General features: G+C 61.5%; 25 protein-coding genes. All 25 read left to right on the plus strand.

Features of this window, described 5'->3' with window-relative positions:
* The first annotated feature begins 4 nt into the window (after positions 1-4).
* The 25 genes from JJJ17_RS05580 to JJJ17_RS05700 all read left to right on the plus strand — a co-directional run bounded on the left by JJJ17_RS05580 (position 5) and on the right by JJJ17_RS05700 (position 21,910).
* Entirely contained in the window at positions 5-625 is a 621-nt protein-coding gene (locus JJJ17_RS05580; RefSeq protein ID WP_200684353.1) for an NADH-quinone oxidoreductase subunit C, read from the plus strand.
* Positions 625-1,863: an NADH-quinone oxidoreductase subunit D gene (locus tag JJJ17_RS05585; RefSeq protein ID WP_200684355.1), complete on the plus strand. Its 1,239-nt coding sequence runs from the start codon at positions 625-627 to the stop codon at positions 1,861-1,863. The genes JJJ17_RS05580 and JJJ17_RS05585 overlap by 1 nt, the downstream gene beginning before the upstream one ends.
* Positions 1,864-1,985: 122 nt before the next feature.
* Positions 1,986-2,912 carry an NADH-quinone oxidoreductase subunit NuoE gene (gene nuoE / locus JJJ17_RS05590; protein ID WP_200684357.1) on the plus strand — a complete coding sequence of 309 codons (927 nt, stop codon included), beginning with the start codon at positions 1,986-1,988 and terminating at the stop codon, positions 2,910-2,912.
* A gap of 39 nt (positions 2,913-2,951) precedes the next feature.
* The gene (locus JJJ17_RS20530; protein ID WP_200684360.1) at positions 2,952-3,587 is read left to right on the plus strand and encodes a hypothetical protein; all 636 of its coding nucleotides are present in this window, start codon (positions 2,952-2,954) and stop codon (positions 3,585-3,587) included.
* Positions 3,584-3,814 carry a DUF5337 domain-containing protein gene (locus JJJ17_RS05600; protein WP_200684362.1) on the plus strand — a complete coding sequence of 77 codons (231 nt, stop codon included), beginning with the start codon at positions 3,584-3,586 and terminating at the stop codon, positions 3,812-3,814. The genes JJJ17_RS20530 and JJJ17_RS05600 overlap by 4 nt, the downstream gene beginning before the upstream one ends.
* 24 nt (positions 3,815-3,838) lie before the next feature.
* Entirely contained in the window at positions 3,839-5,134 is a 1,296-nt protein-coding gene (gene nuoF, locus JJJ17_RS05605) for an NADH-quinone oxidoreductase subunit NuoF (RefSeq protein ID WP_200684364.1), read from the plus strand.
* Positions 5,131-5,691: a hypothetical protein gene (locus tag JJJ17_RS05610; protein ID WP_200684365.1), complete on the plus strand. Its 561-nt coding sequence runs from the start codon at positions 5,131-5,133 to the stop codon at positions 5,689-5,691. Before nuoF ends, JJJ17_RS05610 begins: the two co-directional genes overlap by 4 nt.
* Before the next feature lie 89 nt (positions 5,692-5,780).
* Positions 5,781-6,140, plus strand: a complete 360-nt coding sequence (locus tag JJJ17_RS05615) for a DUF5333 domain-containing protein (protein WP_325168777.1) — start codon at positions 5,781-5,783, stop codon at positions 6,138-6,140.
* On the plus strand, positions 6,137-6,301 hold the full coding sequence (locus JJJ17_RS05620) for a hypothetical protein (protein ID WP_200684366.1): 165 nt from the start codon (positions 6,137-6,139) through the stop codon (positions 6,299-6,301). The genes JJJ17_RS05615 and JJJ17_RS05620 overlap by 4 nt, the downstream gene beginning before the upstream one ends.
* 16 nt (positions 6,302-6,317) lie before the next feature.
* Positions 6,318-8,339 carry an NADH-quinone oxidoreductase subunit NuoG gene (gene nuoG, locus JJJ17_RS05625; RefSeq protein WP_200684367.1) on the plus strand — a complete coding sequence of 674 codons (2,022 nt, stop codon included), beginning with the start codon at positions 6,318-6,320 and terminating at the stop codon, positions 8,337-8,339.
* A gap of 5 nt (positions 8,340-8,344) precedes the next feature.
* On the plus strand, positions 8,345-9,112 hold the full coding sequence (locus JJJ17_RS05630) for a hypothetical protein (protein WP_200684368.1): 768 nt from the start codon (positions 8,345-8,347) through the stop codon (positions 9,110-9,112).
* A 24-nt stretch (positions 9,113-9,136) separates the two neighbouring features.
* Complete coding sequence (nuoH, locus tag JJJ17_RS05635; protein ID WP_200684369.1) at positions 9,137-10,168, plus strand: NADH-quinone oxidoreductase subunit NuoH; 1,032 nt, start codon at positions 9,137-9,139, stop codon at positions 10,166-10,168.
* Positions 10,169-10,170: 2 nt separating this feature from the next.
* On the plus strand, positions 10,171-10,350 hold the full coding sequence (locus tag JJJ17_RS05640) for a hypothetical protein (protein WP_200684370.1): 180 nt from the start codon (positions 10,171-10,173) through the stop codon (positions 10,348-10,350).
* Positions 10,351-10,355: 5 nt separating this feature from the next.
* The gene (gene nuoI / locus JJJ17_RS05645; protein WP_200684371.1) at positions 10,356-10,847 is read left to right on the plus strand and encodes an NADH-quinone oxidoreductase subunit NuoI; all 492 of its coding nucleotides are present in this window, start codon (positions 10,356-10,358) and stop codon (positions 10,845-10,847) included.
* Positions 10,848-10,983: 136 nt separating this feature from the next.
* Positions 10,984-11,397, plus strand: coding sequence for a carboxymuconolactone decarboxylase family protein (locus JJJ17_RS05650; RefSeq protein ID WP_200684372.1), 414 nt, complete (start codon positions 10,984-10,986; stop codon positions 11,395-11,397).
* Positions 11,394-11,996, plus strand: coding sequence for an NADH-quinone oxidoreductase subunit J (locus tag JJJ17_RS05655; RefSeq protein ID WP_200684373.1), 603 nt, complete (start codon positions 11,394-11,396; stop codon positions 11,994-11,996). Before JJJ17_RS05650 ends, JJJ17_RS05655 begins: the two co-directional genes overlap by 4 nt.
* A 14-nt stretch (positions 11,997-12,010) precedes the next feature.
* Positions 12,011-12,490 carry a hypothetical protein gene (locus tag JJJ17_RS05660; protein ID WP_200684375.1) on the plus strand — a complete coding sequence of 160 codons (480 nt, stop codon included), beginning with the start codon at positions 12,011-12,013 and terminating at the stop codon, positions 12,488-12,490.
* Positions 12,487-13,068 carry a hypothetical protein gene (locus JJJ17_RS05665; RefSeq protein ID WP_200684377.1) on the plus strand — a complete coding sequence of 194 codons (582 nt, stop codon included), beginning with the start codon at positions 12,487-12,489 and terminating at the stop codon, positions 13,066-13,068. Before JJJ17_RS05660 ends, JJJ17_RS05665 begins: the two co-directional genes overlap by 4 nt.
* Before the next feature lie 73 nt (positions 13,069-13,141).
* Positions 13,142-13,447, plus strand: coding sequence for an NADH-quinone oxidoreductase subunit NuoK (gene nuoK / locus JJJ17_RS05670; protein WP_200684379.1), 306 nt, complete (start codon positions 13,142-13,144; stop codon positions 13,445-13,447).
* Positions 13,448-13,453: 6 nt separating this feature from the next.
* A complete protein-coding gene (nuoL, locus tag JJJ17_RS05675) occupies positions 13,454-15,625 on the plus strand; it encodes an NADH-quinone oxidoreductase subunit L (RefSeq protein ID WP_200684381.1) in 2,172 nt (723 codons plus the stop codon).
* A gap of 1 nt (position 15,626) precedes the next feature.
* Positions 15,627-17,207, plus strand: a complete 1,581-nt coding sequence (locus tag JJJ17_RS05680) for an NADH-quinone oxidoreductase subunit M (protein WP_200684383.1) — start codon at positions 15,627-15,629, stop codon at positions 17,205-17,207.
* Positions 17,208-17,217: 10 nt separating this feature from the next.
* Positions 17,218-18,690 carry an NADH-quinone oxidoreductase subunit NuoN gene (gene nuoN, locus JJJ17_RS05685; protein ID WP_200684385.1) on the plus strand — a complete coding sequence of 491 codons (1,473 nt, stop codon included), beginning with the start codon at positions 17,218-17,220 and terminating at the stop codon, positions 18,688-18,690.
* Between the two features lie 7 nt (positions 18,691-18,697).
* Positions 18,698-19,456, plus strand: coding sequence for a biotin--[acetyl-CoA-carboxylase] ligase (locus JJJ17_RS05690; RefSeq protein WP_234463958.1), 759 nt, complete (start codon positions 18,698-18,700; stop codon positions 19,454-19,456).
* Between the two features lie 5 nt (positions 19,457-19,461).
* Complete coding sequence (locus JJJ17_RS05695) at positions 19,462-20,241, plus strand: type III pantothenate kinase (RefSeq protein ID WP_200684390.1); 780 nt, start codon at positions 19,462-19,464, stop codon at positions 20,239-20,241.
* The gene (locus JJJ17_RS05700) at positions 20,234-21,910 is read left to right on the plus strand and encodes a ribonuclease J (protein WP_200684392.1); all 1,677 of its coding nucleotides are present in this window, start codon (positions 20,234-20,236) and stop codon (positions 21,908-21,910) included. Before JJJ17_RS05695 ends, JJJ17_RS05700 begins: the two co-directional genes overlap by 8 nt.
* The last annotated feature ends 257 nt before the right edge of the window (positions 21,911-22,167 follow it).

Raw genomic sequence — 22,167 nt, forward strand, 5'->3', positions numbered from 1 at the left:
CCCGATGGCCGTTTATCCCGATATCGACACGCTCACCCAGCTTGCCGAACATATCCAGTTGCGCCGCAGCCACGAGGTTCTGGACACCGAGGTTGCCTTTGGCGAGCTGACCGTGACCAGCACGATCAGCGGCCTTCTGGATCTGGTGGAATTTCTGCGCAGCGACAGTTCCTGCCGGTTTTCGTCGCTGGTGGACATCACCGCCGTCGATCACCCGGCCCGTCCGCAGCGTTTCGATGTCGTCTGGCATTTCCTGTCGATGTATCAGAACCAGCGTATCCGCGTGAAAGTCGCCATCCGCGAGGATGAGATGGTCCCGACTTTAGTGAACCTGCACCCCTCGGCCAATTGGTTCGAGCGTGAGGTGTTCGACATGTTCGGCATCCTCTTTGCCGGCCACCCGGATCTGCGGCGGATCCTGACCGATTACGGCTTCTCGGGCCATCCGTTGCGCAAGGATTTCCCGACCACCGGCTATGTCGAGGTTCGCTATAGCGAGGCCGAAAAGCGCGTCATCTATGAGCCGGTCAACCTGACGCAGGAATACCGCCAGTTCGATTTCCTCTCGCCATGGGAGGGCGCGAAATACGTGCTGCCCGGCGATGAAAAGCAGGGGGCCAAGTGATGGACGGCGACATCCGCAACAACCGCTATGACGACGGCACCGAGGATACGCTTGCCGGCGAACAGCGGATCAGGAACTTCAACATCAACTTCGGCCCGCAGCACCCTGCCGCGCACGGCGTGCTGCGCATGGTGCTGGAGCTTGACGGCGAGATCGTTGAACGCGCCGATCCGCATATCGGACTTTTGCATCGCGGCACCGAAAAGCTGATGGAAAGCCGCACCTATCTGCAAAACCTGCCTTATTTCGACCGCCTCGATTACGTGGCGCCGATGAATCAGGAACATGCATGGTGTCTGGCGATCGAACGCCTGACCGACACCAAGATTCCGCGCCGCGCCAGCCTGATCCGGGTGCTGTATTCGGAAATCGGCCGCATTCTGAACCACCTGCTGGGCTTGACCACCGGCGCGCTGGACGTTGGCGCGCTGACGCCGCCGCTTTGGGCCTTCGAGGCGCGGGAAGAGCTGATGGTCTTCTATGAGCGGGCCTGCGGCGCACGTCTGCACGCGGCCTATTTCCGTCCGGGCGGGGTCCATCAGGATCTGACGCCGCAGCTTCTGGACGATATCGAGGAATGGTGCGAACGGTTCCCGAAACTGGTCGATGACCTCGACACGCTTCTGACCGAGAACCGGATCTTCAAGCAACGTCTGGTCGGTATCGGCATCGTGTCCGAACAGGATGCGCTGGATTGGGGTTATTCGGGCGTGATGGTTCGTGGTTCGGGCATGGCCTGGGATTTGCGCCGCGCGCAACCCTATGAATGCTATGACGAATTCGACTTCAAGATTCCGGTCGGCAAGAATGGCGACTGCTATGACCGCTTCCTGATCCGCATGCAGGAAATGCGTGAATCCTGCAATATCATGAAGCAGGCCGTGGCCAAACTGCGGCTTGAACCGCAGGGCGACATCCTTGCGCGCGGCAAACTGACCCCGCCGAAACGCGGCGAGATGAAGCGCGACATGGAAAGCCTGATCCACCACTTCAAGCTTTACACCGAAGGCTTCAAGGTTCCCGCCGGTGAGGTTTACGCCGCCGTCGAGGCGCCGAAGGGCGAATTCGGCGTCTATCTGGTCAGCGACGGCACCAACAAACCCTACCGCGCGAAACTGCGCGCGCCGGGATTCCTGCATCTGCAATCGATGGACTGGATCGGCAAAGGTCACCAACTGGCCGACGTTCCGGCGCTGATCGCGACGCTGGATATCGTGTTCGGGGAGGTGGATCGGTGATGGTGTCCGGTATTGGCGTGTTCGGCCTGATCCTCGTTCTGTCGGCGGTTGCGCCCAATCCTGTTGCTCATTTCGGCGTTGTCGTCGGGGCGAGCGCTACCTACGTTTTCGGGGGCTGATCCATGCTTCGCCGTCTCTCACCCGTTCAGCCTGACAGCTTTGAATTCTCGCCCGCCAACCTTGAATGGGCGCAGGCGCAGATGACCAAATACCCGGAAGGCCGCCAGCAATCGGCGATCATTCCGGTTCTGTGGCGCGCGCAGGAACAGGAAGGCTGGCTTTCGCGTCCGGCCATCGAATACTGCGCCTCGCTCTTGGGCATGCCCTATATTCGCGCGCTGGAAGTTGCTACATTCTACTTTATGTTCCAGCTTCAACCTGTTGGTTCGGTTGCGAATATCCAGATTTGTGGTACCACCACCTGTATGATCTGCGGGGCAGAGGCCTTGGCCGAAGTCTGCAAACGCAAGATCGCGCCGACCCCGCATACCGTATCGGCTGACGGCAAGTTTTCGTGGGAAGAGGTCGAATGTCTGGGCGCTTGCTCGAACGCGCCGATGGCGCAGATCGGCAAGGATTTCTACGAAGATCTGACGCCCGAGAAGCTGGAACAGTTGATCGACGCCATGTCCGCAGGTCAGGTGCCGCTGCCCGGTCCGCAGAATGGCCGCTTCTCGTCCGAGCCTTTGGGCGGGTTGACCAGCCTCACCGAAGTGACGGGCCATGATCTGAATGCCAGCGCCACTTTGGCCCGCGATATCGGCGAGACGCTGAAAAAGATCGACGGGACCGAGGTGCCGATCCTGACCAAATGGCTGCGTCCCGTGCAGGAGCCTGTCGAGACGAAAGCCCCCGCGAATGACCCGCAGCCTTCGGCAAATGCCAGCCCCGACGCAACCGGCGTGACCAAGCAGGAGGCGCAGGCCGCCTCTGCCGCGCAGCCCGCGTCGAAGGCCGAGCCTGAAGCCGCGAAAGAGATCGAGAAAAAGACGCAGCCCGACAGCGCCGCTGATGGCGCAGCCAAAAGCGAGGGCGGCGACAAGGAGTAGAACCGAAAGCACCGCCAAGCACTGCAAGGAGCCCAAGACATGTCTGACACCTTCGCCGCCAGAAATGCCTTGATCCCGGGGATCGTCCTGGGGTTGCTGGTCTGGATCATGACCACCGGATCGGTGGGTTGGTTCGCCGGGCTGGTTCTGGGCATCATCGCCGCCGTGTTGCTGACCGGGTTGATCGGCTGGATGAGTCAGGGCAGCCCCGCCGAGGATGGCTCTGCCTGGGAACCGCAGCCCGTCGCCGCGCCGGTCGAACCTGTTGTGGAGCCGGTCGAGACGGTGGCGCAGCCTCAGGTTCAGCCGAAGGCGGTGAAGGAAGTGGCGGAAACGCCGGTGGCAGAGGCGCCGAAGCCGAAGTCCGAGGCTGCGAAGCCGGTGGCGGCACCAAAGCCTGCGGCGGCGGCGCGGCCAGCGGCGAAACCGAAGTCGGAAGCCAAAAAGCCGGTTGCGGCCAGGGCGGATGACCTGAAGGAAATCAAGGGCGTCGGCCCGAAACTTGAGGAAGTGCTGCACGAAAACGGTGTCACCACCTTCGCCCAGATCGCGGCTTGGGACGATGCCGAGGTGGATCACTTCGCGGAACTGCTGGGTCGGCTTGGGGGCCGCATCCGCAGTGAGGAATGGGTGGAACAGGCCAGGGTTCTGGCTGGCAACGATGGTGCCGCATGACGGGCGGTTCCAGGCAGGATCGCGGGCAGGATCGCGATACGGGGCAGATGCGCCTTGTCGCCGTGGTGATCGCCGTGGCCATGCTTGGATGGCTTTTGGTCCAGTTTCTGGGCCGCGAATATGGATGGGCGGCGAAATGGGCCTTTCTGGCCGATTTGGCCGCTATTGCTGCTTTTGTCTGGTCGCTGATCGTGACCTGGCGTATCTGGCGGCGCAGGAATGCGTGACGTCAGGGTAAGAGGATTGACTTGATGCTGAAAGACCAGGATCGCATTTTCACCAACCTCTACGGGATGGGCGACCGCAGCCTTGCCGGTGCGAAAAAGCGCGGCTGCTGGGACGGCACCGCCGAGATCATCGCGCGTGGCCGCGACAAGATCGTGGACGAGATCAAGGCATCCGGCCTGCGCGGCCGGGGCGGCGCGGGCTTCCCGACCGGCATGAAGTGGTCCTTCATGCCCAAGGTCAGCGATGGCCGCCCCTCCTATCTGGTCATCAACGGCGACGAATCCGAGCCTGCGACCTGCAAGGACCGCGAGATCATGCGCCACGATCCGCATACCCTGATCGAGGGGGCGCTGATCGCCAGCTTCGCCATGGGCGCGCATGTGAGCTACATCTATCTGCGCGGCGAGTTCATCCGCGAGCGTGAATCGCTGCAAGCCGCCATTGACGAATGCTATGACGCGGGCCTTCTGGGCGCGAATGCTGCCGGTTCCGGCTGGGATTTCGACCTTTACCTGCATCACGGCGCGGGCGCCTATATCTGTGGCGAGGAAACCGCGCTTCTGGAAAGCCTTGAGGGCAAGAAGGGCATGCCGCGGATGAAGCCGCCTTTCCCGGCAGGCGCGGGGCTTTACGGCTGCCCGACCACGGTGAACAACGTCGAATCCATCGCGGTGACGCCGACGATCCTGCGGCGCGGCCCGGAATGGTTTGCAGGCTTCGGGCGTCCGAACAATGCGGGCGTCAAGCTGTTCGGTCTGACCGGCCACATCAACACCCCCTGCGTGATCGAAGAAACCATGTCGATCCCGATGAAGGAGTTGATCGAGAAGCATGGCGGCGGCGTTCGTGGCGGCTGGAAGAACCTGAAGGCGGTGATCCCCGGCGGCGCATCCTGCCCGGTCCTGACCGCCGAGCAATGCGAAAACGCCATCATGGATTATGACGGCATGCGCGAATTGCGCTCGTCCTTCGGGACCGCCTGCATGATCGTGATGGATCAGTCCACCGACATCATCAAGGCGATCTGGCGGCTGTCGGTGTTCTTCAAGCACGAAAGCTGCGGCCAATGCACGCCTTGTCGCGAGGGCACCGGCTGGATGATGCGGGTCATGGACCGTCTGGTGAAAGGCGAGGCAGAGGTCGAGGAAATCGACATGCTGCTGGACGTGACCAAACAGGTCGAGGGCCACACGATCTGCGCGCTTGGCGATGCGGCAGCATGGCCGATCCAAGGCTTGATCCGCAACTTCCGCGAAGAGATCGAGGATCGCATCAAGGCCAAACGCACCGGGCGCATGGGCGCTATGGCGGCGGAATGATAAATCAGCGTTCCCTCACTGAACTTGACGCTCGGGGCTTTGTCTCGCCGTGGGGCAGTTATTGCACGCGATTGGGTCGCGTGAGTGAGGGGCGTTTTATAGCCAAAGTGGCAGGCAGGACGAGCTATCTGGTCGCTGCAATCGCTTTGTTTTTTGTCTTTTCGTTGACGGGTTGTACCGCGAGTTCAGAGACTGATCCGTATTATAATGCTGAAACTGCAGCAAAAAAGTTTGATTATCATGGTCAAACCTATCTGGTGGAACTGGTCGAGATAGAAGGCCATGTCAGCGAAATGGTAGTGGCGACGCTTTATCAAATGGCTCTTGTTAGCCGTGCAGAAGGACAGTTTGAAGATACGCCCGCGGATCGGGCCGAAGCTGAGGCTGTGGCTCGAGCGTACTGCGCTTCGCTACCATCCTTCGAAGTCAAAACGCCGCCCGCTCCCAATCGTGTGGACGGTCCGTACTATAGCTTTATAGGTCTCGAAGCTGGTTTCGAAAACGCTGAATGGCGGTTCGCCGATATATGCACCCGATCAGACGGAGAACCCGCATGATGTGCGCCGAAAGGAATGTCCTTAAGTTACGCGAAAAGACGATATCGGCACTCTGTGCAGCGGTCACGGTTGCGCTGGCCTTGACCGCCGTGCCCGCGATGGCCCAGCAAACCCCGCTGGCGCAGGAAAAATACATCAATGACCGGCTGATCGCCGCGCGGATCGCCGACCGTATTCGCCGCGAATGCCCAAGCTATAATGCGCGGATGATCTATGCCTATGGGCAGGCCCGCGCGCTGAAACGCTATGCGCTGGAGCAGGGCTATTCCAACGCCCAGATCGATACCTTCCTTGACGACCGGGCCGAGCGTCGCCGGATCTATGCCGTGGCTGAGCAATACCTGACCAGCAAGGGTGCCAAGGAAGGCGATGCGCAAAGTTTCTGTGCCGTGGGGCAACAGGAATTCGCAAATAATTCGTATATCGCAACGTTTTTGGTGGCACGATGAGACGAACGACACGGATCATAGGTGCGGTGCTGCTGGCCTTGGCCGCCTTTGCCATGCTGGCGGGTGACCTGATGCTGGCAGGCGCTGCGGAACCGCGCCAGCCTGCTGCCGATACGCAGGCGTCGACCCAAGACTTCAATTCCTTCGCCCGGTTGGGCTGAGGCAAAGGACAGGCAGATGAGCGAACTTCGCAAGATCAACATCGACGGCAAGGTGATCGAGGTCGATCCCAACCTGACGCTGATTCAGGCGTGCGAGCAGGCAGGCGTAGAAATCCCGCGCTTCTGCTATCACGAGCGGCTGTCGATTGCCGGGAACTGCCGGATGTGTCTGGTCGAAGTCGTGGGCGGACCGCCCAAGCCCGCCGCCTCTTGCGCGATGCAGGTCAAGGATTTGCGCCCGGGGCCGGAAGGCGCGCCGTCCGAGATCAAGACCAACAGCCCGATGGTCAAGAAGGCCCGCGAAGGCGTGATGGAGTTTCTGCTCATCAACCATCCGCTTGACTGCCCGATCTGCGATCAGGGCGGTGAATGCGATCTTCAGGATCAGGCGATGGCTTACGGCGTCGATTTCAGCCGCTACCGCGAGCCGAAACGTGCTGCCGAAGAGCTGAACCTTGGCCCGCTGGTCGAAACCCACATGACCCGCTGCATTTCCTGCACCCGCTGCGTCCGCTTTACCACCGAGGTCGCGGGCATCACCCAGATGGGCCAGACCGGCCGCGGCGAGGATAGCGAGATCACCAGCTATCTGAACGAGACGCTGGCCTCGAACATGCAGGGTAATATCATCGATCTGTGCCCGGTCGGCGCGCTGGTCAGCAAACCCTATGCCTTCACCGCCCGTCCGTGGGAACTGACCAAGACCGAATCCATCGATGTGATGGACGCGCTTGGCAGCAATATCCGCATCGACACCAAGGGTCGCGAAGTCATGCGGATCATGCCGCGCAACAATGACGGCGTGAACGAGGAATGGATCAACGACAAATCCCGCTTCGTTTGGGACGGTCTGCGCCGTCAACGGCTGGACAAGCCCTATATCCGTGAAAACGGGCGTCTGCGCGTGGCAAGCTGGCCCGAGGCGCTGGCGGTTGCGGCGCGTGCCATCTCGGGCAAGAAGGTCGCGGGTCTTATCGGCGATCTGGTCCCGGTCGAGGCGGCGTTCAGCCTGAAGACGCTGATCGAGGCCTTGGGCGGGAATGTCGAAAGCCGCACCGATGGCGCGCGTCTGCCTGCGGGCAACCGTTCGGCCTATGTCGGCAATGGCCGGATCGAGGATATCGACAGCGCCGAGATGATCCAGTTGATCGGCACCAATCCCCGCGAAGAAGCGCCGGTCCTGAATTCGCGCATCCGTCGGGCATGGGCTCGTGGCGCGCAGATCGGGCTGGTCGGTCAGCCGGTCGATCTGACCTATGACTACGCGCATATCGGCAATGACCGGGCAGCGCTGGAAAGCCTGTCCTCGCGCGAGATCAGCGAAGAAACCCGCGCCAAGCCGACCTTGGTGATCGTGGGGCAGGGCGCCATCCGCGAAGCTGATGGCGAAGCGGTTCTGGCCCATGCGATGAAGCTGGCGGAAAATAGCAATTCGAAGCTGCTGATCCTGCACACCGCCGCCTCGCGCGTCGGCGCGCTGGATGTGGGTGCGGTGACCGAGGGCGGTCTGAGCGCCGCCATCGACGGCGCCGAGGTGGTCTATAACCTTGGCGCGGACGAGGTGGACATCGCCGCCGGTCCCTTCGTGATCTATCAGGGCAGCCACGGTGATCGCGGTGCGCATCGCGCCGATCTGATCCTGCCCGCCGCCTGCTATACCGAAGAAAACGGTCTGTTCGTGAATACCGAAGGCCGCCCGCAACTTGCCCTGCGCGCCAATTTCGCGCCGGGTGAGGCCAAGGAAAACTGGGCTATCCTGCGGGCCCTGTCGGCGGAACTGAACCAGACGCTGCCTTGGGACAGCCTGGCGCAACTGCGCCGCGCGCTGGTCGAGGCGGTGCCGCATCTGGCGATGATCGATCAGGTGCCGGAAAATGAGTGGCAGCCATTGGAGATACGCGACATGGGCAAGGCCAGTTTCGTCTATCCGGTCAAGGATTTCTACCTGACCAACCCGATTGCGCGCAGCTCGCCCCTGATGGGCGAATTGTCCCGCATGGCCGCGGCGCGCAACGCGCCCGCAATGGCGGCCGAGTGAACATCATGTGGCCAGCATCCCGCCAGCCCCGCCTTGTGATCGCCGCCCTTCTGGGCGCGGTGGTTCTGGCTGGCTGCGACAAGGATGCGGCCGATGGCCGTCCGCCGGCCAAGCCCGAGACGATGACCGCGCGGATCCCCGCAGCGGGCAGCGATCAGATGCAACTCGCGCGGATTTCGACCAAATCGGGTGAAATCCTGATTCTGGAAGAGGATGGCAGCGTCACCACGATGGATCTGGGCAGCAGCGAAGGCCGCGATGCCTTCGAGGTGACCGAGGCCGATCTGATGGCGCTGAACGCCAATCTTGATCTGAACCTTGGCGGCAGCGACAGCATGGTCTCGCTGCCCGGCAGACCGCCCCGGATGACCGCGCAGGAACGCGCGCTGAAGGAATTCGCCGCTCGCACCAAGCCGACCTTGCCCGCATGGGCAGAGGGCACCGAGATCGTCCCCGAGGACTTTCTGGGCGTCACGGTCAGCGCGCTGAATGCGGATGGCAAGGCCGATCTGGTCGAGGTCACGGCAAATCTTCGCAGGGGGGTGGACGCCGATATCGCGTTCTCGTATGCCACCTGCGCGTTGGCCGGATGGGCAAAGGAAAATGGCAGCGAATACGGCCGCCATATCCGCACATTACAGGACACACGCGACGGCAAATTGCTGATCGGGGCGGCATTCCTGCTGTCGGACAGCAAGCCGCTGGGCCTGCGGGTGATGGAAACGGAAGACACCCTGCGTGAATGCAGGGCACGCGGCATTCCCGCGGCGTAGAAGGTAGGAAAAGGGACGGGCGTCATGGCTGAATTTTGGGCATCCTCCTTGGGATTCGCGATCATCATGCTGGCTCAGGGGCTGGCACTGATCGCGTTCGTGATGCTCTCGCTGATCTTTCTGGTCTATGGCGACCGCAAGATCTGGGCCGCCGTGCAGATGCGGCGCGGGCCGAATGTGGTCGGGCCCTGGGGTCTGTTGCAGACCTTCGCGGATGCGTTGAAATATGTGGTCAAGGAAGTGGTGGTTCCGGCAGGGGCCGATAAATTCGTCTTCTTCCTTGCGCCTTTCCTGTCGATGATGCTGGCGCTGTTCGCCTTTGTGGCGATCCCCTTCGCACCCGGTTGGGTGATGGCCGATATCAATGTCGGCATCCTGTTCATCTTCGCCGCCTCTTCGCTGGAAGTGTATGGCGTGATCATGGGCGGCTGGGCGTCGAACTCGAAATATCCGTTCCTCGGCTCGCTGCGGTCCGCCGCGCAGATGATCTCTTACGAGGTCTCGATTGGTCTGATCATCGTCGGAGTCATCATCTCGACCGGCTCGATGAACCTGTCGGCCATTGTCGAGGCGCAAAGCGGGGCCGGTCTGCTGAGCTGGTATTGGCTGCCGCACCTGCCGATGGTGGTGCTGTTCTTCGTCTCGGCGCTGGCTGAAACCAACCGCCCGCCCTTCGATCTGCCAGAGGCAGAATCCGAACTGGTCGCGGGCTTCATGGTCGAATATTCCTCGACGCCCTATCTGCTGTTCATGGCTGGCGAATATATCGCCATGTGGCTGATGTGCGCGCTGATCAGCCTGCTGTTCTTCGGCGGCTGGCTGTCGCCCATCCCCGGCATTCCCGATGGCGCGCTGTGGATGTTCCTGAAGATGGTCTTCTGGTTCTGGATGTTCTCGATGGTGAAGGCCATCGTGCCGCGCTACCGCTATGACCAGCTTATGCGGATCGGCTGGAAAGTGTTCCTGCCGCTGTCGCTGGCCTGGGTCGTGATCGTCGCCTTCCTTGCAAGGTATGAAGTGTTCGGGACCTTCTGGGCCCGCTGGGCAGGAGCATAAGCATGTCTTATTCCAACCGCATCGCCGAGTTGCTGGCAGCAGCATCCGAAACCGACAAGATCGAGTTTGCGCATTTCCTTGCGAACAATCTCGACACGGCCGAACACGCCAAAGACAGTGCCAGGGTCCGCGAATATGTGGCGGCTTTCGACCGCTTCGCCGCGCCCAAGCGAGGGGAATGACAAGAATGGCCTTCGACATCGCGCGCGCCACCAAATACTTCCTGATGGTGGATTTCATCAAAGGTTTCGGCCTTGGCATGCGCTATTTCTTCGCGCCCAAGGCGACGCTGAACTATCCGCATGAAAAGGGACCGCTCAGCCCGCGTTTCCGTGGCGAACACGCGCTGCGCCGCTATCCCAATGGCGAGGAACGCTGCATCGCCTGCAAACTCTGCGAGGCGATCTGTCCGGCACAGGCGATCACCATCGACGCCGAACCGCGCGAGGATGGCAGCCGCCGCACCACGCGCTACGACATCGACATGACCAAGTGCATCTATTGCGGCTTCTGTCAGGAAGCCTGCCCGGTCGATGCCATCGTCGAGGGGCCGAATTTCGAATTCGCCACCGAGACCCGGGAAGAGCTGTTCTACGACAAGGCCAAACTGCTGGATAACGGCGCCCGTTGGGAAACCGAAATCGCCCGCAACCTTGCGATTGACGCGCCTTACAGATGACCCGCTGCACCGCATATCAGCGCGGGCTTGACCTGGCGGACCGGCCTCGCCCCGGCATCGACAGCGCATTGCGCGGCCGCCATGACGGCTGGCTGCCGGATGCGGATGCAACCCGTGAAGCGGAAGAGATACGCCCATGACCGACGCCTTCCAGAAGATGTTTCAGCAGATGATGCAATCGGGTCAGGAAATGGCGCGGGCCTTCAACCCGGCGCTGGAAAACCTTGATACGCGGGCATTCGAGAAGATGATCCCGACCATGCCCGCAGACATGCTGGAGATGTGGTTCGGGCGCACCTTCAACCGCGACGGGCTGGACGCGAAAACGCGGCTTCTGGTGACCATCGCGGCGCTGACCGTGCAGGGCGCGCATGCCGAGCCGCAACTGCGCCTGACCATCCGCCACGCCATTGAATCGGGCGCGACCGCCCGCGAAGTGGCCGAGGTGATCTATCAGATGGGGATGTTCGGCGGCATTCCCGCGATGCAGAAGGCGCTGGAAATCGCGCAGGGCGTCTTTACCGAACACGAGGGGAAACAACCGGAATGATCACTTTTGCATTCTACCTCTTTGCGATTTCCGTCTGCACTGCGGGCTTCATGGTCGTTCTGGCGAAAAACCCGGTCCATTCGGTGCTGTGGCTGATCCTGGCCTTCCTGTCCTCGGCGGGCCTGTTCATCCTGCAGGGGGCCGAATTCGTGGCGATGCTTCTGGTCATCGTCTATGTCGGCGCTGTCGCCGTGCTGTTCCTGTTCGTGGTGATGATGCTCGACGTCGATTTCGCCGAGCTGAAGGGCGAATTCGCCCGCTATCTGCCGCTTGGCGCGCTGATTGCCATCGTGCTGTTGGCCCAGCTTGGCATCGCCTTCGGGGTCTGGGAGACCTCGCAAATGGCCGAGGGTCTGCGTACCGCGCCGATCTCGCCCGAGGTGCAGAACACCCACGCCATCGGCGCGTTGCTTTACGACCGCTATCTGCTGCCGTTCCAGCTTTCGGGTCTGGTGCTGCTGGTTGCGATGATCGGCGCGATCACCCTGACCATGCGCCACCGCAAGGACATCAAGCGCCAGAACGTGCTGGAACAGATGTATCGCGACCCGGCCAAGGCGATGGAGCTTCGCGACGTGAAACCGGGGCAGGGGCTGTGATCGGTTTCCCTCAGATGGCGTTCGGCGTGAGTAGCGTCGCACTGATGTCGGTCGTCGGCTGCACGAATGCCCCGGTCCGATCGGTGTCTCCGGGTATGTGCAGAGTTGACGTTCTTCATTCGCATGGAGACGAGCCGAAGGATCTGGGGGGCGGCCTTATTCGCCGCGATACGAGTTTCGCCAGCTTTTCGACCGATGAACATTACGTCGATGTGACTGACTGCCGGTCGGGCGAACAGAGAACCCTGATGCGGCGCGGTAATTTCGGAGAGGATGATCGGCCGTTCGATCACTCCGTCAATGTTGATAAGGTGCTTATCGCATTTCAGGACCGTGATACATCTAACCCGCTGGCCTATCTTGAGGCATTGGCGGAAGAACAAGGCGTCGCCGTCCAGTCAGACGTGACGAGCGAGGAGGAATGCGGTTGTCGGGCCTACTATCCCGAACTGCGGGGTGGAAAGTCATCTTATCATATCGTGGATGCGCGATGAACCAGTCGATGCGACAAGCACTGGCGTTTTGCGGCGGGATGGGCAGCGTTCTTTCAGTAACGCTCGTAGCAACTGGCCCGGCTTTTGGATGTATTCCGATCGGGCCCGAAGAGAACGCGGTAATCCGTGGCGAGCAATGCTCGGTATCTTATGTTTCCAAGGATGGGCCTAGCGTGAGTTCGGGGGCCGCAGTTGATCTTGGCCATGGAATCGTGCGCCAATATATCAGTGCCAGTACCAATGCTTGCGATATAGGGGAAAACATCATCGTCTATTACGACTGCACGGGTGCGGTCGGCGTCTGGCTTGGAGGCGGCGATTTGCCGATGGATGCGGCTGTGCCGCCTATTCCTGACCATGAGCCGAAGCCAATATTAGGTGTTGAATCGGTTTCGGAGGCGTTCATACGAACCGAAGAGTCAGGCTTCACTGGCGATGAGACATCCGAGACGATCCTTGCCCGCGCGCAGCGGCTGGATTGGGTTGCCGAGTCCGGCACTCTGTCGCAATCAAGAGTGTCGGTGAACGGTCATAGTTTCGACATGAGCTGCGCCTGCGCGATGTACTATCGCAACTAAGATGTAATTCGCGGCCCTATTTGGGCCGCACCAAGAAGACAAACCGGCAAATAGCCCGGAGGGACTGAGAGTGATGATAGGCTTGACACATTACCTTGTCGTGGGGGCGATCCTGTTCGTCGCCGGGGTCTTCGGTATCTTCGTGAACCGAAAGAACGTCATCGTCATCCTGATGTCGATCGAGTTGATGCTGCTGGCGGTGAATATCAACTTCGTCGCCTTCTCGACCCATCTGGGCGATCTGGCGGGGCAGATCTTCACCATGTTCATCCTGACCGTCGCCGCAGCCGAGGCGGCCATCGGGCTGGCGATCCTGGTGGTGTTCTTCCGCAACCGCGGCACCATCGCGGTCGAAGACGTCAACGTGATGAAGGGGTAAGCGGTCATGGTGCAATTCATCCTTTTCGCGCCGCTGGTCGGTGCGCTGATCGCGGGCTTTGGCTGGCGGGTCATCGGCGAACGCGCCGCACAGTTCCTGACCACGGGCATTCTCTTCATCGGGGCGTTCCTGTCGTGGATCGTCTTTCTGACCTTCGACGGCCAGACCCAGCATATCCCGGTTCTTGACTGGGTCGTCTCGGGCGATTTCACCAGCGAATGGGCGATCCGGCTGGACCGGCTGACGGCGATCATGCTGATCGTGGTCAACAGCGTCTCGGCGCTCGTCCATATGTATTCGATGGGCTACATGGCCCATGACGACAACTGGACCCATCACGAACACTACAAGGCGCGCTTCTTTGCCTATCTGTCCTTCTTCACCTTCGCCATGCTGATGCTGGTGACAGCGGACAACCTTCTGCAGATGTTTTTCGGCTGGGAAGGCGTCGGCGTCGCCTCTTACCTGCTGATCGGCTTCTACTATCGCAAGGACAGCGCCAATGCCGCAGCGATGAAGGCGTTCATCGTCAACCGGGTCGGCGATTTCGGTTTCCTGCTGGGCATCTTTGGCCTGTGGTGGATGACCGGCTCGATCCAGTTTGACGAGATTTTCGCGCAGGTGCCCGCGCTGGCGCAGACGCAGATCCATTTCCTCTGGACCGACTGGAACGCGGCGAACCTGCTGGCCTTCCTGCTGTTCATCGGGGCCATGGGTAAATCGGCGCAATTGTTCCTGCACACTTGGTTGCCGGACGCGATGGAAGGCCCGACGCCGGTTTCGGCGCTGATCCACGCCGCGACCATGGTGACCGCCGGTGTCTTCCTTGTTTGCCGCATGTCGCCGCTGTTCGAATTCGCTCCCGAGGCGAAGATGTTCGTCACCATCATCGGTGCGACGACCGCCTTCTTCGCCGCGACCGTGGGTCTGGTGCAGAACGACATCAAGCGCGTGATCGCCTATTCGACCTGTTCGCAGCTTGGCTATATGTTCGTGGCTGCGGGAACCGGCGTCTATTCGGTCGCGATGTTCCACCTGTTCACCCACGCCTTCTTCAAGGCGATGCTGTTCCTTGGCGCAGGCTCGGTCATCCATGCGATGCACCATGAGCAGGACATGCGGAACTATGGCGGTCTCAGGAAGAAAATCCCGCTGACCTTCTGGGCGATGCTGATCGGCACGCTGGCGATTACCGGTGTCGGCATTCCGCTGACCCATTATGGCTTTGCAGGCTTCCTGTCGAAAGACGCCGTCATCGAAAGCGCCTATGCTTCGGGGATCAGCTATGCGTTCTGGATGCTGGTGATTGCCGCACTGATGACCAGCTTCTATTCGTGGCGGCTGATGTTCCTGACCTTCTGGGGCGAGCCGCGCGGCGATCATCATGCGCATGACCATGCCCATGAGAGCCCGCCGGTCATGACCATTCCGCTGGGCGTGCTGGCCGTCGGCTCGGTTCTGGCCGGGATGATCTGGTATAGCAGCTTCTTCGGCGACAATGTCTATCGCTTCTTCGGCATCCCCGAGGCGGAACATGCCGAAGCGACGACCGGAGATGACGGCGAACCCGCCGCAGATCACGCCACCGACGCCGCACCGGGCGAGGCTGACGGCCACGCTGTCGCAGACACGGCGGCGGCGGAAGCCGAGGGCGAAGCGGCAGTTGCCGACACCGCCGCTGAGGGCGAGGGTCATGCCGAGGGTGAGGCCCATGCCGCTGTCGAGGTGACGCCGGGCGCGATCTACATGCATCCCGACAACCACGTCATGCATGACGCGCATTACGTGCCGAAACTGGTGAAAATGTCGCCTTTCTTCGCGATGCTGATCGGGTTTGGCCTGGCATGGCTGATGTATATCAAGTTCCCGAACGCGCCCGCGAAACTGGCGGCGCAGCAACCGGCCTTGTATCAGTTCCTGCTGAACAAGTGGTATTTCGACGAGATCTACAACTTCCTGTTCGTGCGTCCGGCGCAATGGCTGGGCCGCAAGCTATGGACGGTCGGGGACGGAGAGATTATCGACGGCACCATCAACGGGGTGGCCATGGGAATCATCCCGCGTCTGACGCGCTTCGCCGGAAAGGTGCAGTCGGGCTATCTCTTCCATTACGCCTTCGCGATGGTGCTTGGCATCGTGGGCCTGCTGATCTGGGTGATGTCGCGGAGCATGCACTGATATGACGAACCTGCTTTCAATCATCACCTTCCTGCCCATCGTCGCGGCGGCGATCCTTGCGATCTTCCTGCGTGGCGACGATGAGGCTGCGCAGAAAAATGCCAAGTATCTGGCGCTGATCGCGACCACGGCGACCTTCCTGATCTCGCTCTTCGTGCTGTTCGGGTTCGACCCGGCCAATACCGGCTTCCAGTTCGTCGAGGATCACGAATGGATCATGGGTCTGCGCTACAAGATGGGCGTGGACGGCATCTCGATCCTGTTCGTGATGCTGACCACCTTCCTGATGCCGCTGACGATCCTGTCCACATGGGATGTGAACACCCGCGTCAAGGAATACATGATCGCCTTTCTGGTTCTTGAAGGGCTGATGATCGGCGTCTTCACGGCGCTGGATCTGATCCTGTTCTACCTGTTCTTCGAAGCAGGCCTGATCCCGATGTTCCTGATCATCGGCATCTGGGGCGGCGCGAACCGCATCTATGCGGCGTTCAAGTTCTTCCTCTACACCTTCCTTGGCTCGGTGCTGATGCTGGTGGCGATGATCGCGATGTACTGGATGTCGGGCACCACCGATATCGCGGCGCTGCTTGACCCGTCCCGCACGCCATTCCCGTCCGAGACGATCCGCGTGCTTGGCATCAGCGTGATCGGCGGCGTGCAGACGCTGCTGTTCATCGCCTTCTTCGCCAGCTTCGCGGTGAAGATGCCGATGTGGCCGGTTCACACATGGTTGCCCGACGCGCACGTTCAGGCGCCGACGGCGGGCTCGGTGGTGCTGGCGGCGGTGCTGCTGAAAATGGGCGGCTATGGCTTCCTGCGCTTCAGCCTGCCGATGTTCCCGGTGGCAAGCGATATGCTGCAACCGCTGGTCTTCTGGATGTCGGCGATTGCCATCGTCTATACCTCGCTGGTGGCGCTGGCGCAGACCGATATGAAGAAGCTGATCGCCTATTCCTCGGTTGCGCATATGGGCTACGTGACCATGGGCATCTTTGCCGCGAACCAGCAGGGTCTGGACGGGGCGATCTTCCAGATGCTGTCGCACGGCTTCATCTCGGGCGCGCTGTTCCTCTGCGTGGGCGTGATCTATGACCGCATGCATACGCGGGAAATCGACGCCTATGGCGGGCTGGTGAACCGGATGCCGGTCTATGCGCTGGTCTTCATGTTCTTCACCATGGCCAATGTCGGCCTGCCGGGCACCTCGGGTTTCGTGGGCGAGTTTCTGACCCTGATGGGGACGTTCAAGGCCAATACCTGGGTGGCCTTTGTCGCCGCGACCGGCGTTATCCTGTCAGCGGGCTATGCGCTCTGGCTTTACCGCCGGGTGACGCTTGGCGCGCTGGTCAAGGAAAGCCTGAAGACGATCAACGACATGACCGCCCGCGAGAAGTGGATATTCGCGCCGCTGATCGCCATGACCCTGATCCTTGGCGTCTATCCGCGCCTTGTGACCGACATCACCGGCCCCGCCGTTCAGGCGTTGCTGGTCAACTATCACGACGCCCTGCCGCATGACGGACGCGACGGGCTGGCCGTTACCGCCGCTGCGGCGGAACCGGCCGAAGCCAGCCATTGAGGTAAGCAAGATGACCGCGCTCGATTTCTCGACCATCCTGCCCGAGCTCTTGCTGGCGATCTTCGCGATGGCCGCACTGATGGCCGGGGCCTATTTCGGCAAGGACAAGATCGCCAAGCCGATCCTGTGGGCCACTGTCGCCGCCCTGCTGATCACGGCCTTCTATATCGGCTACGGCGACCGCAGCGACGAGACCGCCTTCTTCGGCATGTTCATCGACGACGCCTTCGCGCGTTTCGCCAAGGTGACGATCCTGCTGGCCGCCGCCGCCGTGCTGGCGATGAGCGTTGACTATATGGAGCGTTACAACTTTCTGCGCTTCGAGTTTCCGATCCTGATCGCACTGGCCTCGATCGGCATGATGATGATGGTGTCGGCGGGCGATCTGCTGTCGCTTTACATGGGGCTGGAGCTGCAATCGCTGTCGCTTTACGTCGTCGCCGCCATGCGCCGCGACAGCGTGAAATCGTCGGAAGCCGGGTTGAAATATTTCGTCCTCGGCGCGCTGAGCTCGGGTCTGCTGCTTTATGGCGCATCGCTGGTCTATGGTTTCTCGGGCACCACCAGCTTCGAGGGGATCATCGGCGCGGTAACCGGCGACCATCTGTCGATGGGTCTGCTGTTCGGTCTGGTCTTCCTGCTGGTCGGCCTGGCCTTCAAGGTCTCGGCAGTGCCGTTCCATATGTGGACCCCGGACGTTTACGAAGGCTCGCCGACGCCGGTGACCGCCTTCTTCGCCACCGCACCCAAAGTCGCCGCCATGGCGCTGATCGCCCGGCTGATGTTCGAGGCATTCGGCAATGTCACCGGCGACTGGAGCCAGATCATCGCCTTCCTTGCGGTGCTGTCGATGTTCCTTGGCGCGATTGCCGGGATCGGGCAGCGCAATATCAAGCGGCTGATGGCCTATTCCTCGATCGCGCATATGGGCTTCGCGCTGGTCGGCCTTGCCGCAGGCACGGCAACCGGCGTGCAGGCGATGCTGATGTATATGGCGATCTATGCGGTGATGAATGTCGGCACCTTCGCCTTCATCCTGTCGATGGAGCGTGATGGCCGCCCGATCACCGATATGGATAGCCTGAACCGTTTCGCCTCGCGCGAGCCGCTGAAGGCGATTGCTGTGCTGGTCCTGATGTTCAGCCTTGCCGGCGTGCCGCCTTTCCTTGGCTTCTTCGCCAAGCTGGGCGTGCTGAATGCGGCGGTGCAGGCGGATATGGCATGGCTGGCGGTGCTGGGCGTGATCGCCTCGGTCATCGGTGCCTTCTACTATCTGCGCATCGTCTATTACATGTTCTTCGGCGGTGAGAGCGAAGGCGTGGAAAGCCGCATGAACGCGGTTCAGTATCTGGCGCTGGTGGTTCCGGCGGCTGCGCTGCTGATCGGTGCGATCACCATGCTGGGCGTCGAGGATGCCGCCGCCACCGCCGCGCAATCTCTGGTCGGGACCGAGGTCGTGGCCGAGACCCCCGCTGGTGGCTGATCCCGACCTGACCGGCTGGCCTGACGGGGTCGCGCGGCATGTGCTTGACCGCGTGGACAGCACCAATGCCGAGGCGTTCCGACTGGCCCCGCATCTCAGCGGTCCGGCATGGGTTTTGGCGCGCAAGCAAGAGGCAGGCCGTGGCAGGCGGGGCAGGGCATGGACCGACCCGCCGGGCAATTTTGCGGCTTCGCTGGTGCTGCGCCCGGAAGGCGCTGCGGCGGATGCGGCGCGGCTGTCCTTTGTCGCGGCGCTATCCGTGCATGACGCGCTGATCGCCTTGTGTGGGCCGCATCTGAATATCGCGCTGAAATGGCCGAATGATGTGCTGTTGAATGGCGGCAAGCTGTCGGGCATCCTGCTGGAAAGCGCGGGATCGGGCGGGCAGGTCTCGACTCTGGTGATCGGTATCGGTGTCAATCTGGCCGCAGCGCCAGAGGCGTCCGAGGTCGAGACACAGGCAACCCGGCCCGTCAGCCTGAAGGGCGAAACCGGGCTGATCGTGACGCCGGACGAGTTTCTGGACGCGCTGGCCGTGGCCTTCGATCAATGGTCGCGACAGATGCGTGAATTTGGTTTCCAGCCGATCCGCACTGCATGGCTGGCCCGTGCGGCCAAGCTGGGCGAGACGATCACCGCCCGCACCGGCGGCAGCGAAACCACCGGCCGCTTCGAAGGCATCGATGAGACCGGCGCACTGATCCTGACTACCGCGCGGGGGCGCACCGCCATCCCCGCCGCCGACATCTTCTTCAGCGGAGGCTGACGCCCATGCTGCTTTGCATCGATACCGGCAATACCAACACCGTCTTCTCGATCTGGGACGGCGAAAAGTTTCTGGCGCATTGGCGCATCTCGACCGATCATCGGCGCACGGCGGATGAATATTACGTCTGGCTGTCCACCCTGATCGCGGTGCGCAAGTTCGAATTGCAGGTGAATGCCTGCATCATCAGCGCCACCGCCCCGCGCGTGGTCTTCAACCTGCGCGTCTTGTGCAATCGATATTTCGACACCCGCCCGCTGGTCGTCGGCAAGCCCGACTGCCTGCTGCCGGTTCCGCCCCGCGTGGATGAGGGCACACGCCCCGGTCCCGATCGTCTGGCCAATACCGTCGGCGCATTTGATCGCCATGGCGGCGATACGGTCGTGGTCGATTTCGGCACCGCCACCAATTTCGACGTGGTCGATGTGGATGGCGCCTATGTCGGCGGCGTCATCGCGCCCGGCGTCAACCTGTCGCTGGAGGCGCTGCACATGGCCGCCGCCGCCTTGCCCCATGTCGATGTGACCATGCCCGAGCGGGTCATCGGCACCAATACCGTCGCCTGTATCCAGTCCGGGATTTTCTGGGGCTATATCGGGCTGATCGAGGGCATTATCAAACGCATGCGGGCCGAGCGTGACCGGCCGATGAAAGTCGTGGCGACGGGGGGACTTGCGCCGCTCTTCGATCAGGGATTTGATCTCTTCGATCATATCGAAGACGATTTGACGGTGCATGGATTGCGCCTGATTTACGATTACAACAAGGAGATGGGCAATGGCTGAGCGCCTGATATATCTGCCGCTGGGCGGCGCGGGCGAAATCGGCATGAATGCCTATGTCTATGGCTATGGCCGCCCCGGCAAGGAACGGCTGATCCTGGTCGACCTGGGGGTGACCTTCGGCGACATGGACGGCTCGCCCGGCATCGATCTGATCATGCCGGATATGGCGTGGCTGGTGGCGAACCGCGACCGGCTTGACGGCATCTTCATCACCCATGGTCATGAGGATCACCTTGGCGCGCTTGGCCACCTGTGGAAGCGCCTTGATGTGCCGATCTATGCCCGCGCCTTTACCGGCGCGCTGTGTCGGCTGAAACTGCAAGAGCATGGTCTGCCTGCCGAGGCGGTGAACATCGTCTCTGCGCGCCCCGAGGTGATCGATGCCGGGCCCTTCAAGGTGCAGTTCGTGCCGATCAGCCACTCGATCCCCGAAAGCGGCGCGCTGATCATCGATACGCCTGCGGGCCGTGTGGTCCATACCGGCGATTTCAAGCTGGATGGCACCCCGGTCGTGGGCGAGGCCTTCGATCCCGCCATGTGGCAGCAGATCGCCAGCGAAGGGCAGGGCGTCAAGGTTCTGGCCTGCGATTCGACCAACATCTTCTCACCCCATCCCGGCCGGTCCGAGGCGATGCTGGCCAATCCGATCCTCGAATGGATGGTGACGCAGCCGAACCTTGTGGTGGCGACAACCTTCGCCAGCAATATTGCCCGTCTGAAGACGCTGGCCGAGGCCGCGAAGGCGTCGGGTCGCAAGATCTGCCTGCTGGGCCGGGCCATGCGGCGCATGGTCTCGGTCGGCCTGGAAACCGGCATCCTGTCAGAGTTTCCCGAAACGATCAGCCCCGAGGAAGCCGCCGATCTGCCGCGCAACAAGGTGCTGCTGCTGGTCACCGGCTCGCAGGGCGAACGCCGCGCCGCCAGTGCGCAACTGTCGCGCGGTCGCTATCTGGGACTGTCGCTGGCGGAAGGCGACAGCTTCCTGTTCAGCTCGCGCACCATTCCGGGGAACGAGCGTTCGGTGATCCGCATCATGAACGCGCTCAGTGAATTGGGCGTCGATGTCTATGACGCGGATGACGGCTTCTTCCATGTCTCGGGCCACGCCAACCGCCCGGATATCGAGGCGATGCACGACCTGCTGAAACCCCGGATCGTCGTGCCGATGCATGGCGAACACATGCATCTGCGCGAGCATGTCCAGCTTGCCCGATCCAAGGGCATCGCCGCCGAGATCGTCACGAATGGCGCCATGCTGGACCTGACCGGCGACGCCCCGCGTATCGTCGATCAGATCGAGACGGGCCGCATCTATCTGGACGGCAACGTGCTGATCGGCGCCATGGACGGCATTGTCCGCGACCGTATCCGCATGGCGCTGAACGGTCACGCGCTGGTCAGCGTCATCGTGGACGAAGAGGACAACGTCCTTCCCGATGCCTGGGTCGAGCTGATGGGCCTGCCGGGCCGCACCCGCGGCGGCGAGGATCTGGCCGCGCATATCGAGGGCGAGTTGTCGGAGTTCCTCGAAGGCGCCGACAGCCGCGTGGTCCGCGACGACGCCAAGATGGAAGAGGCGATCCGCAAGGTGACCCGTCAGGTCTCCATGGAAGAGATCGGCAAAAAGCCCGAGGTGACGGTGATCATCAGCCGCCTGATGGCGGAATGATCTGATCGGCGCGCGTGTAGGGAGACGACGGTTTCAGTTCGCGCCGCTTGATTGGCGGTCTCGAACAGCAGTTGCTTTCATTTCGCCGAACTCTTTGATCCCACGATGTGATGATGCGACCCTTTCTTTGGAAAGGAAGGGTCGCATCATGCGACAAATTCATCACGGAAGCGCCACGACGACGCACGCCGACCGAGCAGCAATAATGGGGCCCCGCCCGCCATTGAACCGAAGGCTGGCACCAATGATCGCAAGCT

Origin of the sequence: Paracoccus caeni (assembly GCF_016629665.1) — a bacterium.
Classification (GTDB): domain Bacteria; phylum Pseudomonadota; class Alphaproteobacteria; order Rhodobacterales; family Rhodobacteraceae; genus Paracoccus; species Paracoccus caeni.